We start from the raw sequence: 16,593 nt of genomic DNA on the forward strand, positions 1-16,593 counted from the left end.
GCCGCAATCATTGGCTGCTGCGCGAACGTTGACCGCCACGCGCTGGAGTACGCTGCTGGGCTTGTGGCTGGTCATGCTGGTATCGCTGCCACGTTACTGGTTGCAGCACGATATGACGCGTCTGGCCTTGCTCGCGATTCTGATGATTGCGATCGCCGTGGCATTGGTTGCGTTCTGGCGATTGATGGCTTCAGCACAGCGGGAGCGTTGTCCCGCCGCGATCAAGCATCTGGGCGGATGTCTGTGGATCGGCTGCCTGTTGATTGGCGCCTGGCACTGGATTGACGCCGCGGCCGATCACTGGTCCGTGATTCTGTCGCAAGGTACGGCGCTGGGCCTGCTGCTGCACGTGGTCAGCCGGGTCTGGCGGCGGCGTCATTGAAAATCCAGTGCGTCCAATGCCAAGTTCGTCTGCTTGGTATATGCGTAAAGCCCAACAGGCGTTCTTGCTCTGGACTTCTCGATCAACGAAGACGGCGGGCCAATTGGTCCGCCGTTTTTGTCTCCAAGGTCTACGATATTCCACGTTCGGAACGTCGCGATTTGCGTCGGCGGCTCAGAGAATTGTTGCGCTTAGCCAAGGGTATAGCACGGCACGTATTCGCTACCGGGCAGCTTCATGCGGCCCTGGGCGACGAATGACGTCAACAATGCATCCAGACGGGACATGAGTTCAGGCTCTGCATGCAGTCGGAAGGGGCCACGGGCCGCGATGGCGCGGATGCCGGGTTCCTTGACGTTGCCGGCGACGATTCCCGAGAACGCACGACGCAGATTGGCTGCCAGCAGGTGGTTGGGCTGGTCATGGTGAAGCGCCAGCGCTGCCATGGCCTCGTGAGTCGGTTCGAAGGGCTCCTGGAATCCGCGCTCGATATTCAGCCGCCAGTTGAAGTAGAACGCATCATTCTGCTCGCGACGAAATTCGGCAACCTCCTGAATGCCGTCGCGCATCAGGCGAGACACCGTGATCGGATCGTCGATCACGATACGATAGTACCGGCCCACGTCTTCGCCCAAGGTGTAGCGCAGGAATTCGTCGATACGCTGGAAATAGGCCTGTGCGCTTTCCGGGCCGGTAAAGATGACCGGGAACGGGATATCGCGGTTCTTCGGGTGCATCAGAATGCCGAGCAGATAGAGGATCTCTTCCGCCGTGCCCACACCGCCCGGAAACACGACGATGCCGTGGCCGATGCGCACGAAAGCTTCGAGACGCTTCTCGATGTCCGGCATGATGACCAGTTCATTGACGATTGGGTTGGGCGATTCGGCGGCAATGATGCCGGGTTCGGATATGCCCAGGTAGCGGCTGTCCTTGCGGCGCTGCTTGGCGTGGGCGAGGTTGGCGCCTTTCATCGGGCCTTTCATGGCCCCCGGGCCGCAGCCGGTGCAGATATCCAGCCCGCGCAGGCCCATGTGATAACCCACGGCCTTGGTGTAGTCATACTCTTCGCGGGTAATCGAGTGCCCGCCCCAGCACACCACCATGCTCGGTTCCTGCGCCGTGCGCAGGGTGCTGGCGTTGCGGAGGATGTGAAAGACCGCGTTGGTCGACCCTTCGTTGGTTTCCAGGTCGAACTTGGGGTTGTTCTGGATCTCGTTGTAGACGTAGACGATGTCTCTCAGTACCGCGGAAAGCTGTTCCCGCACGCCACGAATCATGCGTCCGTCGACGAACGCGCAGGCTGGGGCATTGGATAGCTTGAGTCGGATGCCGCGATCCTGCTGCAGAACCTCGATGTCGAAATCCTGATAGGCTTCCATCACCGCCAGGCCATCGTCGGTGGGGGTGTCGCAATTGAGAATCGCCAGTGCACAGCGTCTGACCAGATCGTGAAGGCCGCTCGTCGACGTGTCTCGCAGTCGATTGACCTCGGATTGAGACAGCACCTCGAGACTACCCTCGGGGGAAACGATGGTTGATAGCGTCTCAGGCATGGACGGCATCCTCATGGAAGTAGATATCGGTCATTCAAAGATCGGCGCGTTCGGCGGCGGTCTGCCAGAGAGAGGCGATCTGCTCTTGGTCGGCATCGCTCATGTTGTCCTGGGCGAACGTGCTCTCCAGCCACTGCCAGTAGGTCGCATCGAAATCTTCGGCCTCGACTTCGGCCGGATCGTATTCGGCCATTTCCTGTACCAGGCCGATTTGCGGAATCATGTAGCCTAGGGCGAAAAGCTCGCTGTCATCGGCATTTTCTTCCATCACAAGTAGCGTTTGCTGCACGGCCTTGGCGCGCTGCGCAAAGGGATCAGACATAGGGTTCTTCAATCCTGAGTGAGAGCTTGCCAATGCTAACATGAGCGGCTGGTCGTCGCAGTGGGGCTGGATATGTTGGAAGCGGCTGCCAAGCCATGCTACGCGCCGATGGCCTTGATCGGGCCATGTCTGAGGGTGCTAACAGGTGCGGTTTTTCCTATAAATTGTTATGATTGTAACGTTCGTATCTGACAACGAGGCGTTATCGAAATGCGGTCTGCGGCGCATTCCGGGTCGAAGCGCTTTCAACTGCCGTACAGCTTGAGTGGTTCGAATTCCCATGTTCAACGCCCAGTATTTCCGTACTTACATGATGCTCGTCGAGACGGGTAGCTTTACCCAGACCGCGCGCAAACTCGATATGACCCAGCCAGGCGTCAGCCAGCACGTGCGCAAGCTCGAGGAGTATCTCGGCCGCTCCCTGCTCAATCGTCACGGCCGTCGTTTCTCGTTGACCGATCCCGGCCGTCGGGCCTATGACTATGCGGTCAAGCTATTTGCCGAGCACGAACATTTCCGTCATTCGCTGGATGACGACTCTCCGGACAGCGGCGAGTGTCGCATCGCCTCACCGGGTAGTGTCGGGTTGATGTTCTATCCGTTCCTGTTGGGTTATCAGCAGATGCATCCTGGGCTGACGGTCAACTACAGTTTTGCGTTCAACCATGAAATTGCGCATGACGTGGTGGCGGGGCGCTACGACGTTGGCATCGTCACCGAAATCAGCAAGCAGCCCGATCTAACCTTCGAGGCATGGCATCAGGAACCCCTGTGTCTGGTGGTGCCGGCGGATTTCACGGGAACCACCCTCAGCGAGCTACTGGCGCTGGGGTTCGTCAATTACAACGACGGCAATACCAATGCCAGTCTCCTGCTGCGGAGCAACTTCGGCAGCGAATTTCGCAGCATGAGCCATTTCCCGCGCCAGGGTTTCACCAACGAGGTGGGCCAAGTGCTGGATGCGGTGGCCCGCGGGCTGGGATTCACTGTGGTTTCCCGGCCTGTACTGGAAACCTCGCCATGGCAGCGTCAGGTCAAGGAGATGACATTGGCGCAGCCGGTCTACGAGACACTGCACCTGGTATCGCGGACGGACGTCGAGCTGCCCAAACGCTATCGCCAGTTGTTGGAGTCGTTTCGTCAGCAGCGTCTCAACGCTCTCTACGGCTACAGCGAGCTTCCCACGCTGGAAACGACGGAAAGCGAGGAAGCCCGATAGCCCGCGACACGCTTACTCGGTGCGTCGTCTACCGGATACTCGTTGGAATCGAGAACGGCCGCTCATCGAGCGGCCGTTCTGGTTTTTGCTAATGCAGCACCAACCTATGACGCATCGCGGTAGGCATCGATCGGCGGGCAGCTGCAGATCAGGTTGCGGTCGCCGAAGACGTTGTCGACACGATTGACGGCCGGCCAGTACTTGGCATCGCGCACGGCTTCCGAGGGGAAGACCGCCTGCTCGCGGGAGTAGGGGCGCTCCCAGCTTTCCTCGGTGATATCCGCCATGGTATGGGGCGCCATCACCAGCGGGTTCGAATCCTTCGGCCATTCGCCGGATTCGATTCGCGCGATCTCCTCACGGATGGCGATCATCGCATCGCAGAAGCGATCGAGTTCGTAGCGGGATTCGGACTCGGTCGGCTCGACCATCAGCGTCCCGGCGACCGGGAAGGACATCGTCGGAGCGTGGAAGCCGTAGTCCATCAGGCGCTTGGCGATATCCTCCTCGCTGACACCCGAAGTCGCCTTGAGCGGACGCATGTCTAGGATGCACTCGTGAGCGACCGTGCCGTTGGCGGCCTGGTAGAGCACCGGATAGTGCGGCGCCAGCCGCTTGGCGATGTAGTTGGCATTGAGGATAGCCAGCTCGGTCGCTTCGCGCAGACCACGAGCGCCCATCATCTTGATGTAGGCCCAGGAGATCGGCAGGATCGAAGCGCTACCGAAGGCGGCAGCCGAGACGGCGCCCGAGTTCTTCTCGATGCCTTCCTGCGGGGTCACGACATGGTTGGGCAAGTAGGGGGCCAGATGCGCCTTGACGCCGATCGGGCCCATGCCCGGGCCGCCGCCGCCATGCGGAATGCAGAACGTCTTGTGCAGGTTGAGGTGCGAGACGTCGCCACCATAGTCTCCCGGGCGGCAAAGGCCGACCTGGGCGTTCATGTTGGCACCGTCGATGTAGACCTGGCCGCCATTGTCGTGGATGAGCTGACAGGCCTGGCGGACATTCTCCTCGAAGACGCCATGGGTCGACGGATAGGTCAGCATGATCGCGGAAAGATTGTCGCGGTGCTTGGCAGCCTTGGCCTCGAGATCGGCCATGTCGATATTGCCGTCCCGGTCGCATTCGACGACGACGACTTTCATCTGCGCCATGGCGGCGGAGGCGGGGTTGGTACCATGCGCCGAGCTGGGAATCAGACAGATATCGCGATGACCTTCGCCGACAGCGGCCTGGTAGCGACGAATGGCGACCAGCCCAGCATATTCGCCCTGGGCGCCGGAGTTCGGCTGCATCGAGATGTTGTCGTAGCCGGTGATCTCGATCAGGAAATCGCTGAGCTCGGTGATCATCTGACGATAGCCGGACGTCTGTTCGCTGGGGGCGAACGGATGAATGTTGGCGAATTCGGGCCAGGTGATCGGAATCATTTCGCTGGTGGCGTTCAGCTTCATGGTGCATGAGCCCAGCGGGATCATCGCGTGCGTGAGCGACAGGTCGCGATTTTCCAGCCGCTTGAGATAACGCAGCATTTCGGTCTCGCTGCGGAAGCGCTGGAAATTGGGATGCTGGAGAAAATCGCTGTCGCGACGGTAGGCGGTCGGAATTCCGCTGGTGCCACGCTCGATGGCTTCCCGATCGAGCTCGCTCACCGACAAGCCATGTTCTTCGCCGATCAGCACGTCGAACAGCGCCGCCAGGTCGGCGGCGGTGGTGGTTTCGTTGAGACTCACGCCGACCTCGCCGTCGGCGGGGTAACGAAGATTGATCTCGTGGGTCAGGGCGCGCCCCTGAATGCGATGGCTGTCCACTCCGGTCAATGTCAGGGTATCGAACCAGCTGTCGTGCTTGAGGGCGATGCCATGGCGTTCGAGGCCCGACGCCAGCAGCGTCGTCAGGCGATGGATGCGGCCGGCGATGGTGCGGAGACCCTCGGCACCGTGGTAGACGGCGTAGAAGCCCGCAATGTTCGCCAGCAGCGCCTGCGCGGTACAGATGTTGGACGTGGCCTTTTCGCGGCGGATATGCTGCTCGCGTGTCTGCATCGCCATGCGCAGCGCCGGGCGTCCACGGCTATCCTTGGAGACACCGATGACGCGGCCCGGCAGCGAACGCTTGAGCGCCTCGCTGGTTGCGAAGAAGGCTGCATGTGGGCCGCCATAGCCCATGGGGACGCCGAAGCGCTGGGAGTTGCCCAGTACGATATCGACGCCCATGGCGCCTGGCTCCTTGAGCATGACCAGGCTCATCAGATCCGCCGCTACGCAAGTCATGATCTGACGCGAGCGCGCCTCGGCAACGATGCCTTCGATGTCACCGATATCGCCGTCGACGCCCGGATATTGCAGCAGGGCGCCGAACACGTCTTCTTCGGCGAGTTGGGCTGCCGGCGCCACGACCAGCTCGAAGCCAAGATAGGCCGCTCGCGTACGCAGGACGTCCAGGGTCTGCGGAAGCACGTTGTCCGCCACGAAAAAGCGCTGGCTCTTGTGCTTCTTGTTCGCGCGCCGACACAGCGCCATCGCCTCGGCAGCTGCCGTCGCTTCATCGAGCAGCGAGGCGTTGGCGATGGCCATGCCGGTCAGGTCCATCACCATCTGCTGGAAATTGAGAAGCCCCTCGAGACGCCCCTGGGCAATTTCCGGCTGGTACGGGGTATAGGCGGTATACCAGCCCGGGTTCTCCAGCACGTTGCGCTGAATCACCGCCGGCAGGTGCGTCGGATAGTAGCCTTGGCCGATATAGCTCTTGAACACCTTGTTCTGCCGTGCCAGCCCCCGCAGGTAGTCCAGCGCCTCCGCCTCTCCGCGCGGGCCATCCAGAGCCAGATCGCCTTCGAGACGAATTCCCTTGGGAATAGCGCGGTCGATCAGCGTCTTCAGCGATGGCATATCGAGCGTCTTGAGCATTTCGCTGATATCGCCGGGCGCAGGGCCATTGTGGCGCTGAAGGAAGTCGGCGTGATTGGTCAGGTCGGTTAACGGTCGAGTCTCGGTGGGCATGATCTATCCGGGGAGGTTGGCAGGGAGAGGGAGTCGACCGTTCGATGGTGCACCACCGAACGGTCATGGCTTGAGGACGCGGGGGGAACCGATCAGCCGTCTTGATCTTCCTCGGCGGCGACCAGTTCAGAGTAGGCCTCGGCCGACATCAGCGATTCCAGATCGCCCTGATCCGCCAATTGCAGCTTGAGTATCCACCCTTCACCGTAAGGGGAGTCGTTGACGGTCTCGGGGCTGTCCTCCAGCGCCTCGTTGACCTCGACGATTTCACCCGCCAGCGGCGAGTAGAGGTCGGAGGCGGCCTTGACCGACTCGATGACGCCGAATTCGTCGCCCGCATCCAGTTCGCGGCCAGCTTCCGGCAATTCGACGAAGACCACGTCACCCAGTGCCTCCTGAGCGTGATCGGTAATGCCGACGGTCACCGTGCCGTCGCCGTTGTCCAGCACCCATTCGTGGCTGTCGGTATAGAGCAGGTTGTTGGGGATTTCGCTCATGAGAGTTTCCTATACGAAACAAATTTCGAGTCGGGTGATTTTGGTGGGCATTATGCATCAATGTGACGTCGATTGGCATAGTCCCACCTGCTTCCCGCTCAATTGAACAGGAATCGCGTTACTAGATTGAGCCCAGATCCGGGAAACGTCCAGTCCTGGAATGGTGTTTCCCGCCTCTTGCGGCGTGGTGGCGACCTCGTGACGAGGGCGCTTGGCCGGGCGCCGGTGACAGCAAGGGCATCGAGGGATGGCATCTGCATTTTTGGCGACTTGGCGCTTCCCGTCGAGATCGGGGTAACGTGTTTCTTATTGGAAACAGAAAGGGCTTTTCGCTAAGGTAGCCAAGGACACGCTGAGGCCCATGGCAAAGAGGAATGAAGGCTTTGGGATCATTGTGGATGCGTAGTGGAATCCTCTATCGTTGCCACGTTTTGGCCATCAATGAGCGTTCATGGCTATCCCGGCACGCTCTGGCCTGTTTGACAGCGACAACAACCCAATAAATGGAGTTCGACGTGGATCAACTCACTACGATATTCAGCGCCATCAACGGCGTGGTCTGGGGCCCGTTGATGCTGATCCTGCTGTTCGGGGTCGGTATCTACTTGCAACTGGGGCTCAAGTTGATGCCCATTCGCAAGCTTGGGCTCGGTTTCAGCTTGCTGTGGGGTGGCCGCCGCAGCGATGCCGACAGTCGTGACGATGGCGAGATATCACCGTTCAACGCGCTGATGACGGCTCTTTCAGCCACGATAGGAACGGGAAACATCGCCGGTGTGGCCACGGCCATTGCGCTCGGTGGCCCCGGGGCGGTGTTCTGGATGTGGCTGACCGCGCTGGTCGGGATGGCAACGAAGTTTGCCGAAGCCGTGCTGGCGGTGCGGTATCGGCAGACCGATTCCCGGGGCGATCATGTCGGTGGGCCGATGTATTACATTCGTAACGGGCTGGGCAAGCGCTGGGCGTGGCTGGGCGGAATGTTCGCCTTCTTCGGCGCCGTGGCGGCTTTCGGTATCGGCAATACCGTGCAGGCCAACTCCGTGGCGGACGCGTTGACGACGTCCTTCGGCGTGCCTGCCTGGTTGACCGGGGTCATCATCATGGCGCTTGCCGGCGCGGTCATTCTGGGCGGCATCAAACGTATATCCAGCGTTGCCGGCAAGCTGGTGCCATTGATGGCCGTGGCTTACTTCGCAGCCGGTGTCGTCGTGCTGATCATCAATGCCGATCAGATCGGTAGCGCCCTGGGCACGATCTTCGCGCACGCATTTCAGCCCATCGCCGCCAGCGGCGGTTTCGCCGGTGCTGCGGTCGCTGCCGCCATTCGCTTCGGTGTGGCGCGAGGGATCTTCTCCAACGAGGCAGGCCTGGGCAGTGCGCCGATCGCGCATGCGGCCGCGCAGACGCGTAACCCGGTCCGTCAGGGGTTGATCGCCATGCTGGGGACGTTCATCGATACGCTGGTCGTGTGCACCATGACCGCGCTGGTCATTCTGACTTCGGCCCACTGGCTGGATGGCGAAAGCGGCGCGGCATTGACCTCGCTGTCGTTCGATAGCGCGCTGCCGGGTATCGGTCAGCATATCGTCGCCATCGCGCTGTCGATATTCGCCTTCACCACGATTCTGGGCTGGTCGTTCTACGGCGAGAAGTGCTTTCAATACCTGTTCGGCGATCGGGCGATTCTGCTCTATCGGATTCTGTTCGTGCTGGCAGTGCCGGTCGGCGCCATGGCAAAGCTGGATTTCATCTGGCTGGTGGCGGACACCTTCAATGCGATGATGGCGATTCCGAACCTGATCGCCCTGGCGCTATTGTCCCCGGTCGTATTCAAGCTGACACGCGATTACTTTGCCGGCAAGACCGTCCTGCCGGGAGAGGCGCTGGAAGACCGTGATCGATAAGCAAGAACTTTCTCTCTGCGCTTAACTGGAGACTTCGATGTCTACTATGAAACAGACCCCGCTGTTCGCCCTGCATCAGGAGCTCGGTGGCAAGATGGTGCCGTTCGCCGGCTACAGCATGCCCGTACAGTACCCACTGGGCGTCAAGAAAGAGCACGAGCACACGCGTCGGGCCTGTGGTCTGTTCGACGTCTCTCACATGGGCCAGGTAAAAGTGACCGGGCCTTCACCCGCCGCGGCGATGGAAACCCTGGTGACTGCCGATGTCGTGGGGCTGGCCGAAGGCGGGCAGCGCTACGCCCTGTTCACCAACAGCGAAGGCGGCATTCTGGACGACCTGATGATCGTCAATCATGGCGATTCGCTGTACGTGGTCGTCAACGCGGCGTGCAAGGATCAGGACATAGCGCTGATGCGTACCGGTCTCGGTACCGGCCATGATGTGGAGGTTCTGGATCGGGGCTTGCTGGCCGTGCAAGGCCCGCAGGCTCGAGACGTCATGCAGCGTCTCTGTCCGGCTGCCTGTGATCTGGTGTTCATGCAGCATGGCCGTTTCGAGGTGATGGGCCATGAGCTATGGATCAGTCGCAGCGGGTACACTGGTGAGGATGGGTTCGAGATTTCGGTGCCTGCGGAGGCCACCGAAGCGCTGGCGCGCTGGTTCCTCGAACAGTCGGAAGTCGAGCCCATCGGGCTGGGGGCGCGGGATTCGTTGCGTCTCGAGGCTGGCCTCTGCCTCTACGGTCACGATATCGACACCACGACCACGCCCGTCGAGGCGAGCCTCTCCTGGGCTGTGGGCAAGCCGCGCCGGGTTGGTGGCGAGCGGGAGGCCGGTTTCCCCGGGGCCGACATGGTGCTGCATCAACTGCAGGCCAAGGATCACCGTCGCCGTCGCGTCGGATTGATCGGCGAGGGCCGGGCCCCAGTACGAGAGGGCGCCAAGCTGTTCGACGCGGATGACCACGAGGTCGGGCAGGTCACGTCGGGAAGCTTCGGGCCCAGCATCGGGGCGCCGGTCGCCATGGCGTACGTGGCGATCGAGGCGGCCGAGAAAGGCACGACACTCTATGCCGATGTCCGTGGCAAGCGGTTGCCGATGACTCTCAGCGCGATGCCATTTGTGCCGGCCAACTACTATCGCGGATAATCGACGCAGGATTCAAAGCCGCCGAGTTCCATTTATACCGTTATCTTCATTCGCCTCCCCAAATCAGGGAGGCGTTTTTGTTTCCAGGCAGAGGTGCTGAAGCTGGAAAGGGTGGAGACGCTAAAGAATCCGTCGGAAAGTGAGATTGATACGAACGCCGTCGATCGCTCGCGGGGCTAATGTGTGTTGCCACCTGGCCTGGGCGCCGGGCCCCATTAGTAACAGGCTGCCGTGGGGCAACCAGACGTTGAAGGCGCGGCGAGGTGTGGCCGTCTTCTCCCGAAAGCGAATAGGACGCTCGCTACCCAGCGATACCGAAGCCACGATCGGATCCTCGCCGAGTTCCGGCTCATCGTCGCTATGCCAGCCCATGCGCTGCTCGCCGTTGGCGTAGCGATTCAGCAGCACGCTATTGAAACCGGCCGACGGCATCTCGTGGGCCTGCAGTAGCTGCTGGACCCGATCCCTCAACCTCTCGACTTGCGGATGCCACGGCTGTGGCTGGAACGCACGCCCGGAGTAGCGATAGTGCGCATCACGGTCACCCATCCAGCACTGGGAGCGCGGAATGACGTGCCGGCGTCCGTAAAGTTGAAGGGTTGGGGAGGTCCATTCGATTTGATGATCGAGCGCGAGACAGAGCCGGGAAGCCTCTTCTTCGTCGAGAAAATTCGGTAGCAGAGCCAGCATCGGCGACTCTTCGATGCGTTGCCAATCGTTGCTGTCCGGCTCGGACATGGCAGCGTTACCCGCCCCAGAAGAACAGGGCGGCCAGGCCGCTGCCCCAGGCCAGAGCGAATCCCAGCAGCGCCCCCACGATGACGTCGCTGACATAGTGCAGACCCAGCACCACGCGCGAGATCGCGATCAGGACGGCAAGCGGAATCACGATCGGCAGTAGCCGCGGAGTGCTCGCGGCGGTCAGACAGCTGAACATCACCGCGTGCAGGGTGTGGCCGCTGGGGAAGCTGTAACGGTCGACCGGCGGCATCGTGCAGCGGATCGTATCGAAGGTGATGTAGGGGCGTTCCCGGCACAGCCGGGTCTTGAGCAGGCGATACACGAGAGCGGCAACGCTGGCTGTCAGCCCCCAGTGCGCCGCGGTCAGCCATCCCTCCCGGCCCAGCAGGAGAGGTTGCAGCAGGGCGACTGCGACCCAGGCCGGCCAGTCGCCGAGACGGCTGACCAGACGGAATAGCCAGAGGGTCGGCGCGTGGCGAGAGAATTCCGCCAGCCAGTGGCTGAGCCGGCTCTCGGCGCGATCCAGCTGTTCAAACCTGAGACGTTGAGTGCGTGGCGGCATGCTGTGTTCCCTGGACCTGAATGAGATGGGCAAGAAAACGGTCGCCGATATGGGCCCAGCTCAGCCCCGAAGCGCGCTGGCGTGCCTGGCGACCCAGGCGGGCGTAGAGAGCGGGCTGCTGGCAAAGCTCGCTCGCTGCCTGGATGAAGCCATCGCTATCGTCCGGCGAGACCAGCCGCCCATCGACGTCATCGGTGATCAGTTCCTTCGCTGCGGCATGATCGAATGCCACCACGGCGAGTCCGCTCGCCATCGCCTCCGGCACTACATTGCCGAAGGTTTCCGAGAGCGAAGGAAAGATGAACATGTCCGCGCTGGCGTAATGGCGCGCCAAGGCTTCTCCTTTCTGGAAGCCCGTGAATACGGCGTCGGGCAGTCGCTGGGCAATGCTCCTGCGAGCGGGGCCGTCGCCCACCAGCACCTGTACCAGCGACGGGTTGGCCCGCTGCATGGCCGCCATGGTGGTGGCCAGCAGTTCGATATTCTTCTCGCTGGCGAGCCGGCCGACATAAAGCGCCACCGGATCGTGCGGGCTGGCGCCCCATTGGCGTCTCAGTTCCGCATCCCGCCGTGAGGGGTGATAGCGCTCGGCGTCCACCCCACGCGCCAGCACCGAGACGCGCCGGTAGCCGCTATCCTCCAGGGCCTGACGCTGTGCCGCCGTGGGCACCAGCGTCGCGTCGCAGCGATTGTGGAAGTATCGCAGACCGCGGCGGGCAATCGGAATGCTCCAGCCGAGGTGGTAATTACTGGCGTACTGATCGAAGTTGGTGTGGAATCCGCTGACGACCGGTATCTGCAAGTGCCTTGCCGCATTCAAGGCTGACCAGCCGAGAGGACCTTCGGTGGCGATGTAGATAGCGTCGGGACGTTCCTGGCGCCAGAGCCGCACCAGCCGACGCCGGCACGGCCAGCCGACGTGGACGTCGGCGTAGATCGGTAGCGACACGCCGCGGACGTGGACATCCCGCTCCGCCAGCGTGTCTCGCTCGCCGCCCGCCGGATCGGGTCGGATCAGCTGCAGCGTGACGCCTTTGGAGACCAGATGGCTGGCAAGTTGGCTCAGGGTGTGAGCGACGCCGTTGACTTCCGGCGCCCAGGTTTCACTGACCAGGGCTATGCGCATTTTGATGACTCCTTCCACGCCAGCGAAGCTGTCCGGATTCCCGACTCGCCGTCAACCGTAATCGAACGTAATCGATCTGGTTTCCGATCCTGCAGGGTACCGATGACGTCAATGTGTCAAGGCGATGACGAATGCATGACACGCCGTTTAGCGTAGCACGCGCGCGGGATCCACGGGCTTTCCGCCATGACGAAGATCGAACAGCAGGTGATAGCGGCTGCTGCCGCTTTCCTGGCCTATGTCGCATAGCGGTGCCCCGCTGGAGACGGAGTCTCCTTCGGAGACCATCAGCTTGTCGCAGAAGGCGTAGACGCTCTGCATGTTGTCGGCATGGTGGAGGATGACCACCTGACCCAGTTGGCGCATGCCGCTGGCAAACCGCACCTTGCCCGGCGCGGTGGCCTTGGCGACTGCCGGGGAGGGTGTCGTCAGCATCATGGGCTGCAGGGTGCCGTGGGCGTCACGGCCAAAACGACGCTCGACGGCATAGTTCGCCAATGGCCATTGCCATTGGCGCGCCGAAGCGGGGAGCGGGCCGGGATCCGGAAGCGAGCGCGAGGCTGCCGGCGCTGACGCGGCACGACTGCCACCGTTGCCGCTCGAACCGCCGCCGAGCGGTACCTGGATCAACTGTCCGACGGCCAGCCGGGAGGGATCGATACCGGTGTTGGCAGCCTGTACGCGCTGCGGGTTGGCACCGAAATAGCGCGCAATCGAATAGAGCGAATCGCCGCGCCTCACCTGATAACGGTAGGGGCCACCGCCCGGCGCACGTTCCTGCCGTGATGGCAGCATCAGACGTTGACCGATCGCCAGCCGCCGTGAGTCCACGCCCGGGTTGAAGCGCTGCAGGCGAAGTAGCGGGATGCCGGCCTGATCGGCGATCTTGCCCAGGGTATCTCCGCGCTGCACCGTCACCCAGCCGCCTCCGTCGGAGATGCTGACTCCGCCACCGCTCGCACAGCCGCCGAGCAGCAGAATCAGTCCCAGCAGTAGGAGGAGAGCGCCGTGTCTTTTTCCTGCCACCTTGCGTTCAGCCATGTGTAGAAACGTTCCTTGTAATGGGCATCGTCGTAGCTCCCCTCCAGCATCCAGTCCGGCCTGTCGAGACGTTTCGCGACCATCGCGATATCCCGCTCGCGGCCGCAGAGGAAATCCCAGAAATTGGGCGTGCCACGACGATAGTGCAGCGTCACGTCGATGATGCCGTCCAGGCGCGATCCCAACAGCCCGATGACCTGGGCTACCCCTCCGGCCTTGGGTCGCAGCAGATGCCGATAGGGACTTTGCTGCTGGCGTTGCTTCTCCGGCGTGAATCGGGTCCCCTCGACGAAGTTGTAGATCGTCATCGGCATCTCCCGGGCATGCTCGCACATCCGTTGCGTCGCTCGACGGTCCCGCTCGGCCAGCCCGGGATGGCGCGCGAGCTTTTCACGGCTGTAGCGACGCATGAACGGAAATTCGAGGGCCCACCAGGCCAGACCGACGATGGGAACCAGGATCAACTCCCGTTTGAGGAAGAATTTCGGCATGGCCAGGCGGCCGGTCAATACGTAGAGCATGACGATGATGTCGGTCCAGCTCTGATGGTTGGCCATGACCAGCCACCACTGGTTCGGCGAGAGGGACTCGGGAATGTCGGCCCGAATCCGCGGGTGAATCCAGTAACGGATGCAGACGTTGTTGGTTCTCACCCAGGCGAGAGCGACCCAGTGCAGTCCGCCGAGTACCCGCAGGCGCCAGCGCCGAATTGGTATTACCAGTTTTACTGCTGTCAGCACGATCAGCGGGATTCCCCAGAAAAGCGTGTTGATGACCAGCAGCAGGACGCTGATGCACCCTTTCAGGGTCGACATGCCATTCTCCATCAATGACTTGGCTCAATGTTACTGGAATGTCCTCGGACTGCACAGCGCGCCGACCTTCGGTTCATGGTCGGGGAAAGATGCGGGTGGGCGATGACGTGTCTCGAGGCAAAGACTGGGTTTTGCCATTGTCGAAAAACTGACCAATTTAAGGTCAGCATGGGTAGGGAGGACGACCGTTGCTATCCGTCACCGGAAATGCACAGCGTTATCCACAGAAGATGTGAATAATTCATGTCAGTATCTGATGGTCACGGATATCGCTGAATCTCGGCAAGATCGCCTCTAAATTGATAGACTGCCGCCGCTTTCGCCTCCGTTCACTGTGAGGTGCCGTTCATCGACCCGGATCGGTGCCATTCGTCGAACGGATTCCTCAACCGCTGCTGTCTGGAGAACTCTGTTGCGTTCACTCCCCGCGACTCTACCGATTCTGTTTCTTTGCGAAATCAGCTTCCTTCTCGGGCACGGGTTGATCATGACGCTGCTGGGTGTGCGCATGTCGCTGGAGGCGTTCCCGTCGCAGATGGCGGGTCTGCTCATGTCCTGCTTCTCGCTCGGTTTTGTCGCCGGCAGCTACTGGCTGGAAAAGCGCATACGTAGCGTGGGCCATATCCGCGTGTTCGCCGCCTGTGCAGCGCTGCTGGCGGCCACGGCCATTCTGCACGGACTCTGGGTCGATCCATGGGCATGGTTGGTCTGGCGACTGTTCGGCGGTGCGGCGACAGCGGGGCTGCTGATGGTGATGGAGTCGTGGGTATCCGGCGAGTCGACCAACGAAAACCGGGGGCGAGTTCTGGGATGGTATCTGGTGATCTCGACTTTGTCGCTGGCGGGAGGGCAGTGGATGCTCAACATGGCCGACCCGGGCACATTCGTGCTGTTTTCGGTGGCCGGTATCCTGTTCGCGCTGTCACTGGTGCCGCTGTCGATTCACCGTATCCAGGGACCATTGCGCAGCAGCCACGACGTGTCGGCGAAGATCTCGATGCGAACATTGCTGGCGCGCGCACCGGTGGGCCTGGTCGGTGCGTTCGTGGCGGGGCTGATGGTGCAGGCCTTCTTCGCCATGACGCCGTACTACGGCCAGGAGATCGGACTGACGACCGCGCAGACGGCAAAGTTCATGTCGATCACGACCCTGGTGGCTCTCATTGCCCAATGGACGCTCGGGCGGATTTCGGACCGTTTCGACAGACGCAAGGTCATCCTGTGCATGGCGCTGGTGATGACCATCTCGGGCATTCTGATCGTGTTTGCTGCACGATCCAGCTACTGGCTGCTGGTTTTCGTGGCCAGCTTCCACACCGCGATGCTGCATACGCTCTACTCGCTGAGTCTGGCGCACACCCACGACTGGCTAGAGCCCGAGGAGACGATCCAGGCCAATGCCAAAATTCTGATGTGCTACGGGGTAGGCTCGATCGTCGGTCCGTTCAGCGCGTCCCTGTTGATGCAAGGGATGGGGCCGGACGGTCTCTGGCTGTTCCTGGGCGCAGCGGCGTTGGGCCTGGCTCTGTTCATCGTCTATCGGTTGTGGCGACGCGAACCGGTCATGGCGCCCGAGGAGCAGGAGCCTTACACCCCGTTGGTGCCAATGGTGGAGTCGACGCACTACATCAACGAACTGGACCCACGACACGGGCCTTATCAGTATGAGCTGGATCTGGAGGGCGAGCCGGACCTGGTGCCCGAGGAGCCATCGGCTCAGCCGGCCTGAGGAGAACGGCCGCAGAGAAGGCGCGGTTCCGCTGCGGTCATGTCGGCCGACGACAGCCGATAAACGTAACGAAAAACATCCCACGAACGACAAAAAGCCGGCCCGCGCCGGCTTTTTTGGATCTTCGCTTCCGCCTGTCTCGATCAGGCGCTTTCCGGCATCAGTGCCTTGTCCTGCACGTACTGGTCGAATTCGGTGAAGCCGCCGATATGCGTCTGGTCGACAAAGATCTGTGGCACGGTTTCCACCGGCTTGCCGATCGTCTTTTCCATGTCGGCCTTGGTGATGCCTTCAGCGTGGATGTCGATATAACGATAATCGAAGTCTTCGCGAGCTTCCTTCAGCTTTTCGGCCAGATCTTTGGCGCGAACGCAAAACGGGCAACCGGGACGGCCGAAAATGACGGTCAGCATCGGTGATTCTCCTGTATCGGATTATGAAAAGGCCTGAAAACGAGATGGGGGTTATTCTTTCGTATTAAACCCCGTCGGCCCAATAGAGTCTTTCTACGTGCATCATTGCGCGCCACTATAAGCTTCATGGT

The 16,593-nt window shown here is 61.4% G+C and carries 15 protein-coding genes; 5 read left to right on the top strand and 10 right to left on the bottom strand.

Annotation, left to right across the window (positions count from 1 at the left end; all coding sequences use genetic code 11):
- Nucleotides 1-10 precede the first annotated feature (10 nt).
- Nucleotides 11-382 carry a hypothetical protein gene (locus CCD76_RS11685; protein WP_143543280.1) on the top strand — a complete coding sequence of 124 codons (372 nt, stop codon included), beginning with the start codon at nucleotides 11-13 and terminating at the stop codon, nucleotides 380-382.
- Between the two features lie 191 nt (nucleotides 383-573).
- Here the strand turns inward: CCD76_RS11685 and ppnN are convergent, their stop codons facing one another.
- Entirely contained in the window at nucleotides 574-1,938 is a 1,365-nt protein-coding gene (ppnN, locus tag CCD76_RS11690; protein WP_087719685.1) for a nucleotide 5'-monophosphate nucleosidase PpnN, read from the bottom strand.
- 34 nt (nucleotides 1,939-1,972) lie between these two features.
- The gene (locus CCD76_RS11695) at nucleotides 1,973-2,260 is read right to left on the bottom strand and encodes a YfcL family protein (RefSeq protein WP_179208909.1); all 288 of its coding nucleotides are present in this window, start codon (nucleotides 2,258-2,260) and stop codon (nucleotides 1,973-1,975) included.
- Nucleotides 2,261-2,540: 280 nt separating this feature from the next.
- On the opposite strand from CCD76_RS11695, the gene CCD76_RS11700 reads away from it, so the two are divergent.
- The gene (locus CCD76_RS11700; protein ID WP_087719687.1) at nucleotides 2,541-3,479 is read left to right on the top strand and encodes a LysR family transcriptional regulator; all 939 of its coding nucleotides are present in this window, start codon (nucleotides 2,541-2,543) and stop codon (nucleotides 3,477-3,479) included.
- Nucleotides 3,480-3,583: 104 nt separating this feature from the next.
- Here CCD76_RS11700 and gcvP read toward each other — a convergent pair whose 3' ends face one another.
- Both gcvP and gcvH read right to left on the bottom strand, forming a co-directional pair.
- Nucleotides 3,584-6,484 (bottom strand): aminomethyl-transferring glycine dehydrogenase, encoded by a 2,901-nt coding sequence (gcvP, locus tag CCD76_RS11705; RefSeq protein WP_087719688.1) that lies wholly within the window; start codon nucleotides 6,482-6,484, stop codon nucleotides 3,584-3,586.
- Nucleotides 6,485-6,576: 92 nt separating this feature from the next.
- Nucleotides 6,577-6,981, bottom strand: coding sequence for a glycine cleavage system protein GcvH (gene gcvH, locus CCD76_RS11710; protein WP_087719689.1), 405 nt, complete (start codon nucleotides 6,979-6,981; stop codon nucleotides 6,577-6,579).
- Between the two features lie 515 nt (nucleotides 6,982-7,496).
- Here gcvH and CCD76_RS11715 point away from each other — a divergent pair.
- Complete coding sequence (locus tag CCD76_RS11715) at nucleotides 7,497-8,885, top strand: alanine/glycine:cation symporter family protein (protein ID WP_087719750.1); 1,389 nt, start codon at nucleotides 7,497-7,499, stop codon at nucleotides 8,883-8,885.
- 37 nt (nucleotides 8,886-8,922) lie between these two features.
- Entirely contained in the window at nucleotides 8,923-10,035 is a 1,113-nt protein-coding gene (gene gcvT, locus CCD76_RS11720) for a glycine cleavage system aminomethyltransferase GcvT (protein WP_087719690.1), read from the top strand.
- A gap of 120 nt (nucleotides 10,036-10,155) precedes the next feature.
- Here gcvT and CCD76_RS11725 read toward each other — a convergent pair whose 3' ends face one another.
- From CCD76_RS11725 to CCD76_RS11745, 5 genes are all read right to left on the bottom strand, one after another.
- Nucleotides 10,156-10,773 (bottom strand): alpha-ketoglutarate-dependent dioxygenase AlkB family protein, encoded by a 618-nt coding sequence (locus CCD76_RS11725; RefSeq protein WP_179208910.1) that lies wholly within the window; start codon nucleotides 10,771-10,773, stop codon nucleotides 10,156-10,158.
- A gap of 7 nt (nucleotides 10,774-10,780) precedes the next feature.
- Nucleotides 10,781-11,338 carry a phosphatase PAP2 family protein gene (locus CCD76_RS11730; protein WP_087719691.1) on the bottom strand — a complete coding sequence of 186 codons (558 nt, stop codon included), beginning with the start codon at nucleotides 11,336-11,338 and terminating at the stop codon, nucleotides 10,781-10,783.
- Nucleotides 11,307-12,464, bottom strand: coding sequence for a glycosyltransferase family 4 protein (locus CCD76_RS11735; RefSeq protein WP_087719692.1), 1,158 nt, complete (start codon nucleotides 12,462-12,464; stop codon nucleotides 11,307-11,309). The genes CCD76_RS11730 and CCD76_RS11735 overlap by 32 nt, the downstream gene beginning before the upstream one ends.
- A gap of 147 nt (nucleotides 12,465-12,611) precedes the next feature.
- On the bottom strand, nucleotides 12,612-13,505 hold the full coding sequence (locus tag CCD76_RS11740; RefSeq protein ID WP_087719693.1) for a murein hydrolase activator EnvC family protein: 894 nt from the start codon (nucleotides 13,503-13,505) through the stop codon (nucleotides 12,612-12,614).
- Nucleotides 13,445-14,320: an acyltransferase gene (locus tag CCD76_RS11745; RefSeq protein WP_087719694.1), complete on the bottom strand. Its 876-nt coding sequence runs from the start codon at nucleotides 14,318-14,320 to the stop codon at nucleotides 13,445-13,447. The genes CCD76_RS11740 and CCD76_RS11745 overlap by 61 nt, the downstream gene beginning before the upstream one ends.
- Before the next feature lie 412 nt (nucleotides 14,321-14,732).
- Between CCD76_RS11745 and CCD76_RS11750 the strand changes: the two genes are divergently transcribed.
- On the top strand, nucleotides 14,733-16,049 hold the full coding sequence (locus tag CCD76_RS11750) for an MFS transporter (protein ID WP_087719695.1): 1,317 nt from the start codon (nucleotides 14,733-14,735) through the stop codon (nucleotides 16,047-16,049).
- 143 nt (nucleotides 16,050-16,192) lie between these two features.
- Here CCD76_RS11750 and CCD76_RS11755 read toward each other — a convergent pair whose 3' ends face one another.
- Nucleotides 16,193-16,462, bottom strand: coding sequence for a GrxA family glutaredoxin (locus CCD76_RS11755; protein ID WP_087719696.1), 270 nt, complete (start codon nucleotides 16,460-16,462; stop codon nucleotides 16,193-16,195).
- Nucleotides 16,463-16,593 lie beyond the last annotated feature (131 nt).

Origin of the sequence: Salinicola salarius, from assembly GCF_002179555.1 — a bacterium.
Lineage (GTDB): Bacteria > Pseudomonadota > Gammaproteobacteria > Pseudomonadales > Halomonadaceae > Salinicola > Salinicola salarius_A.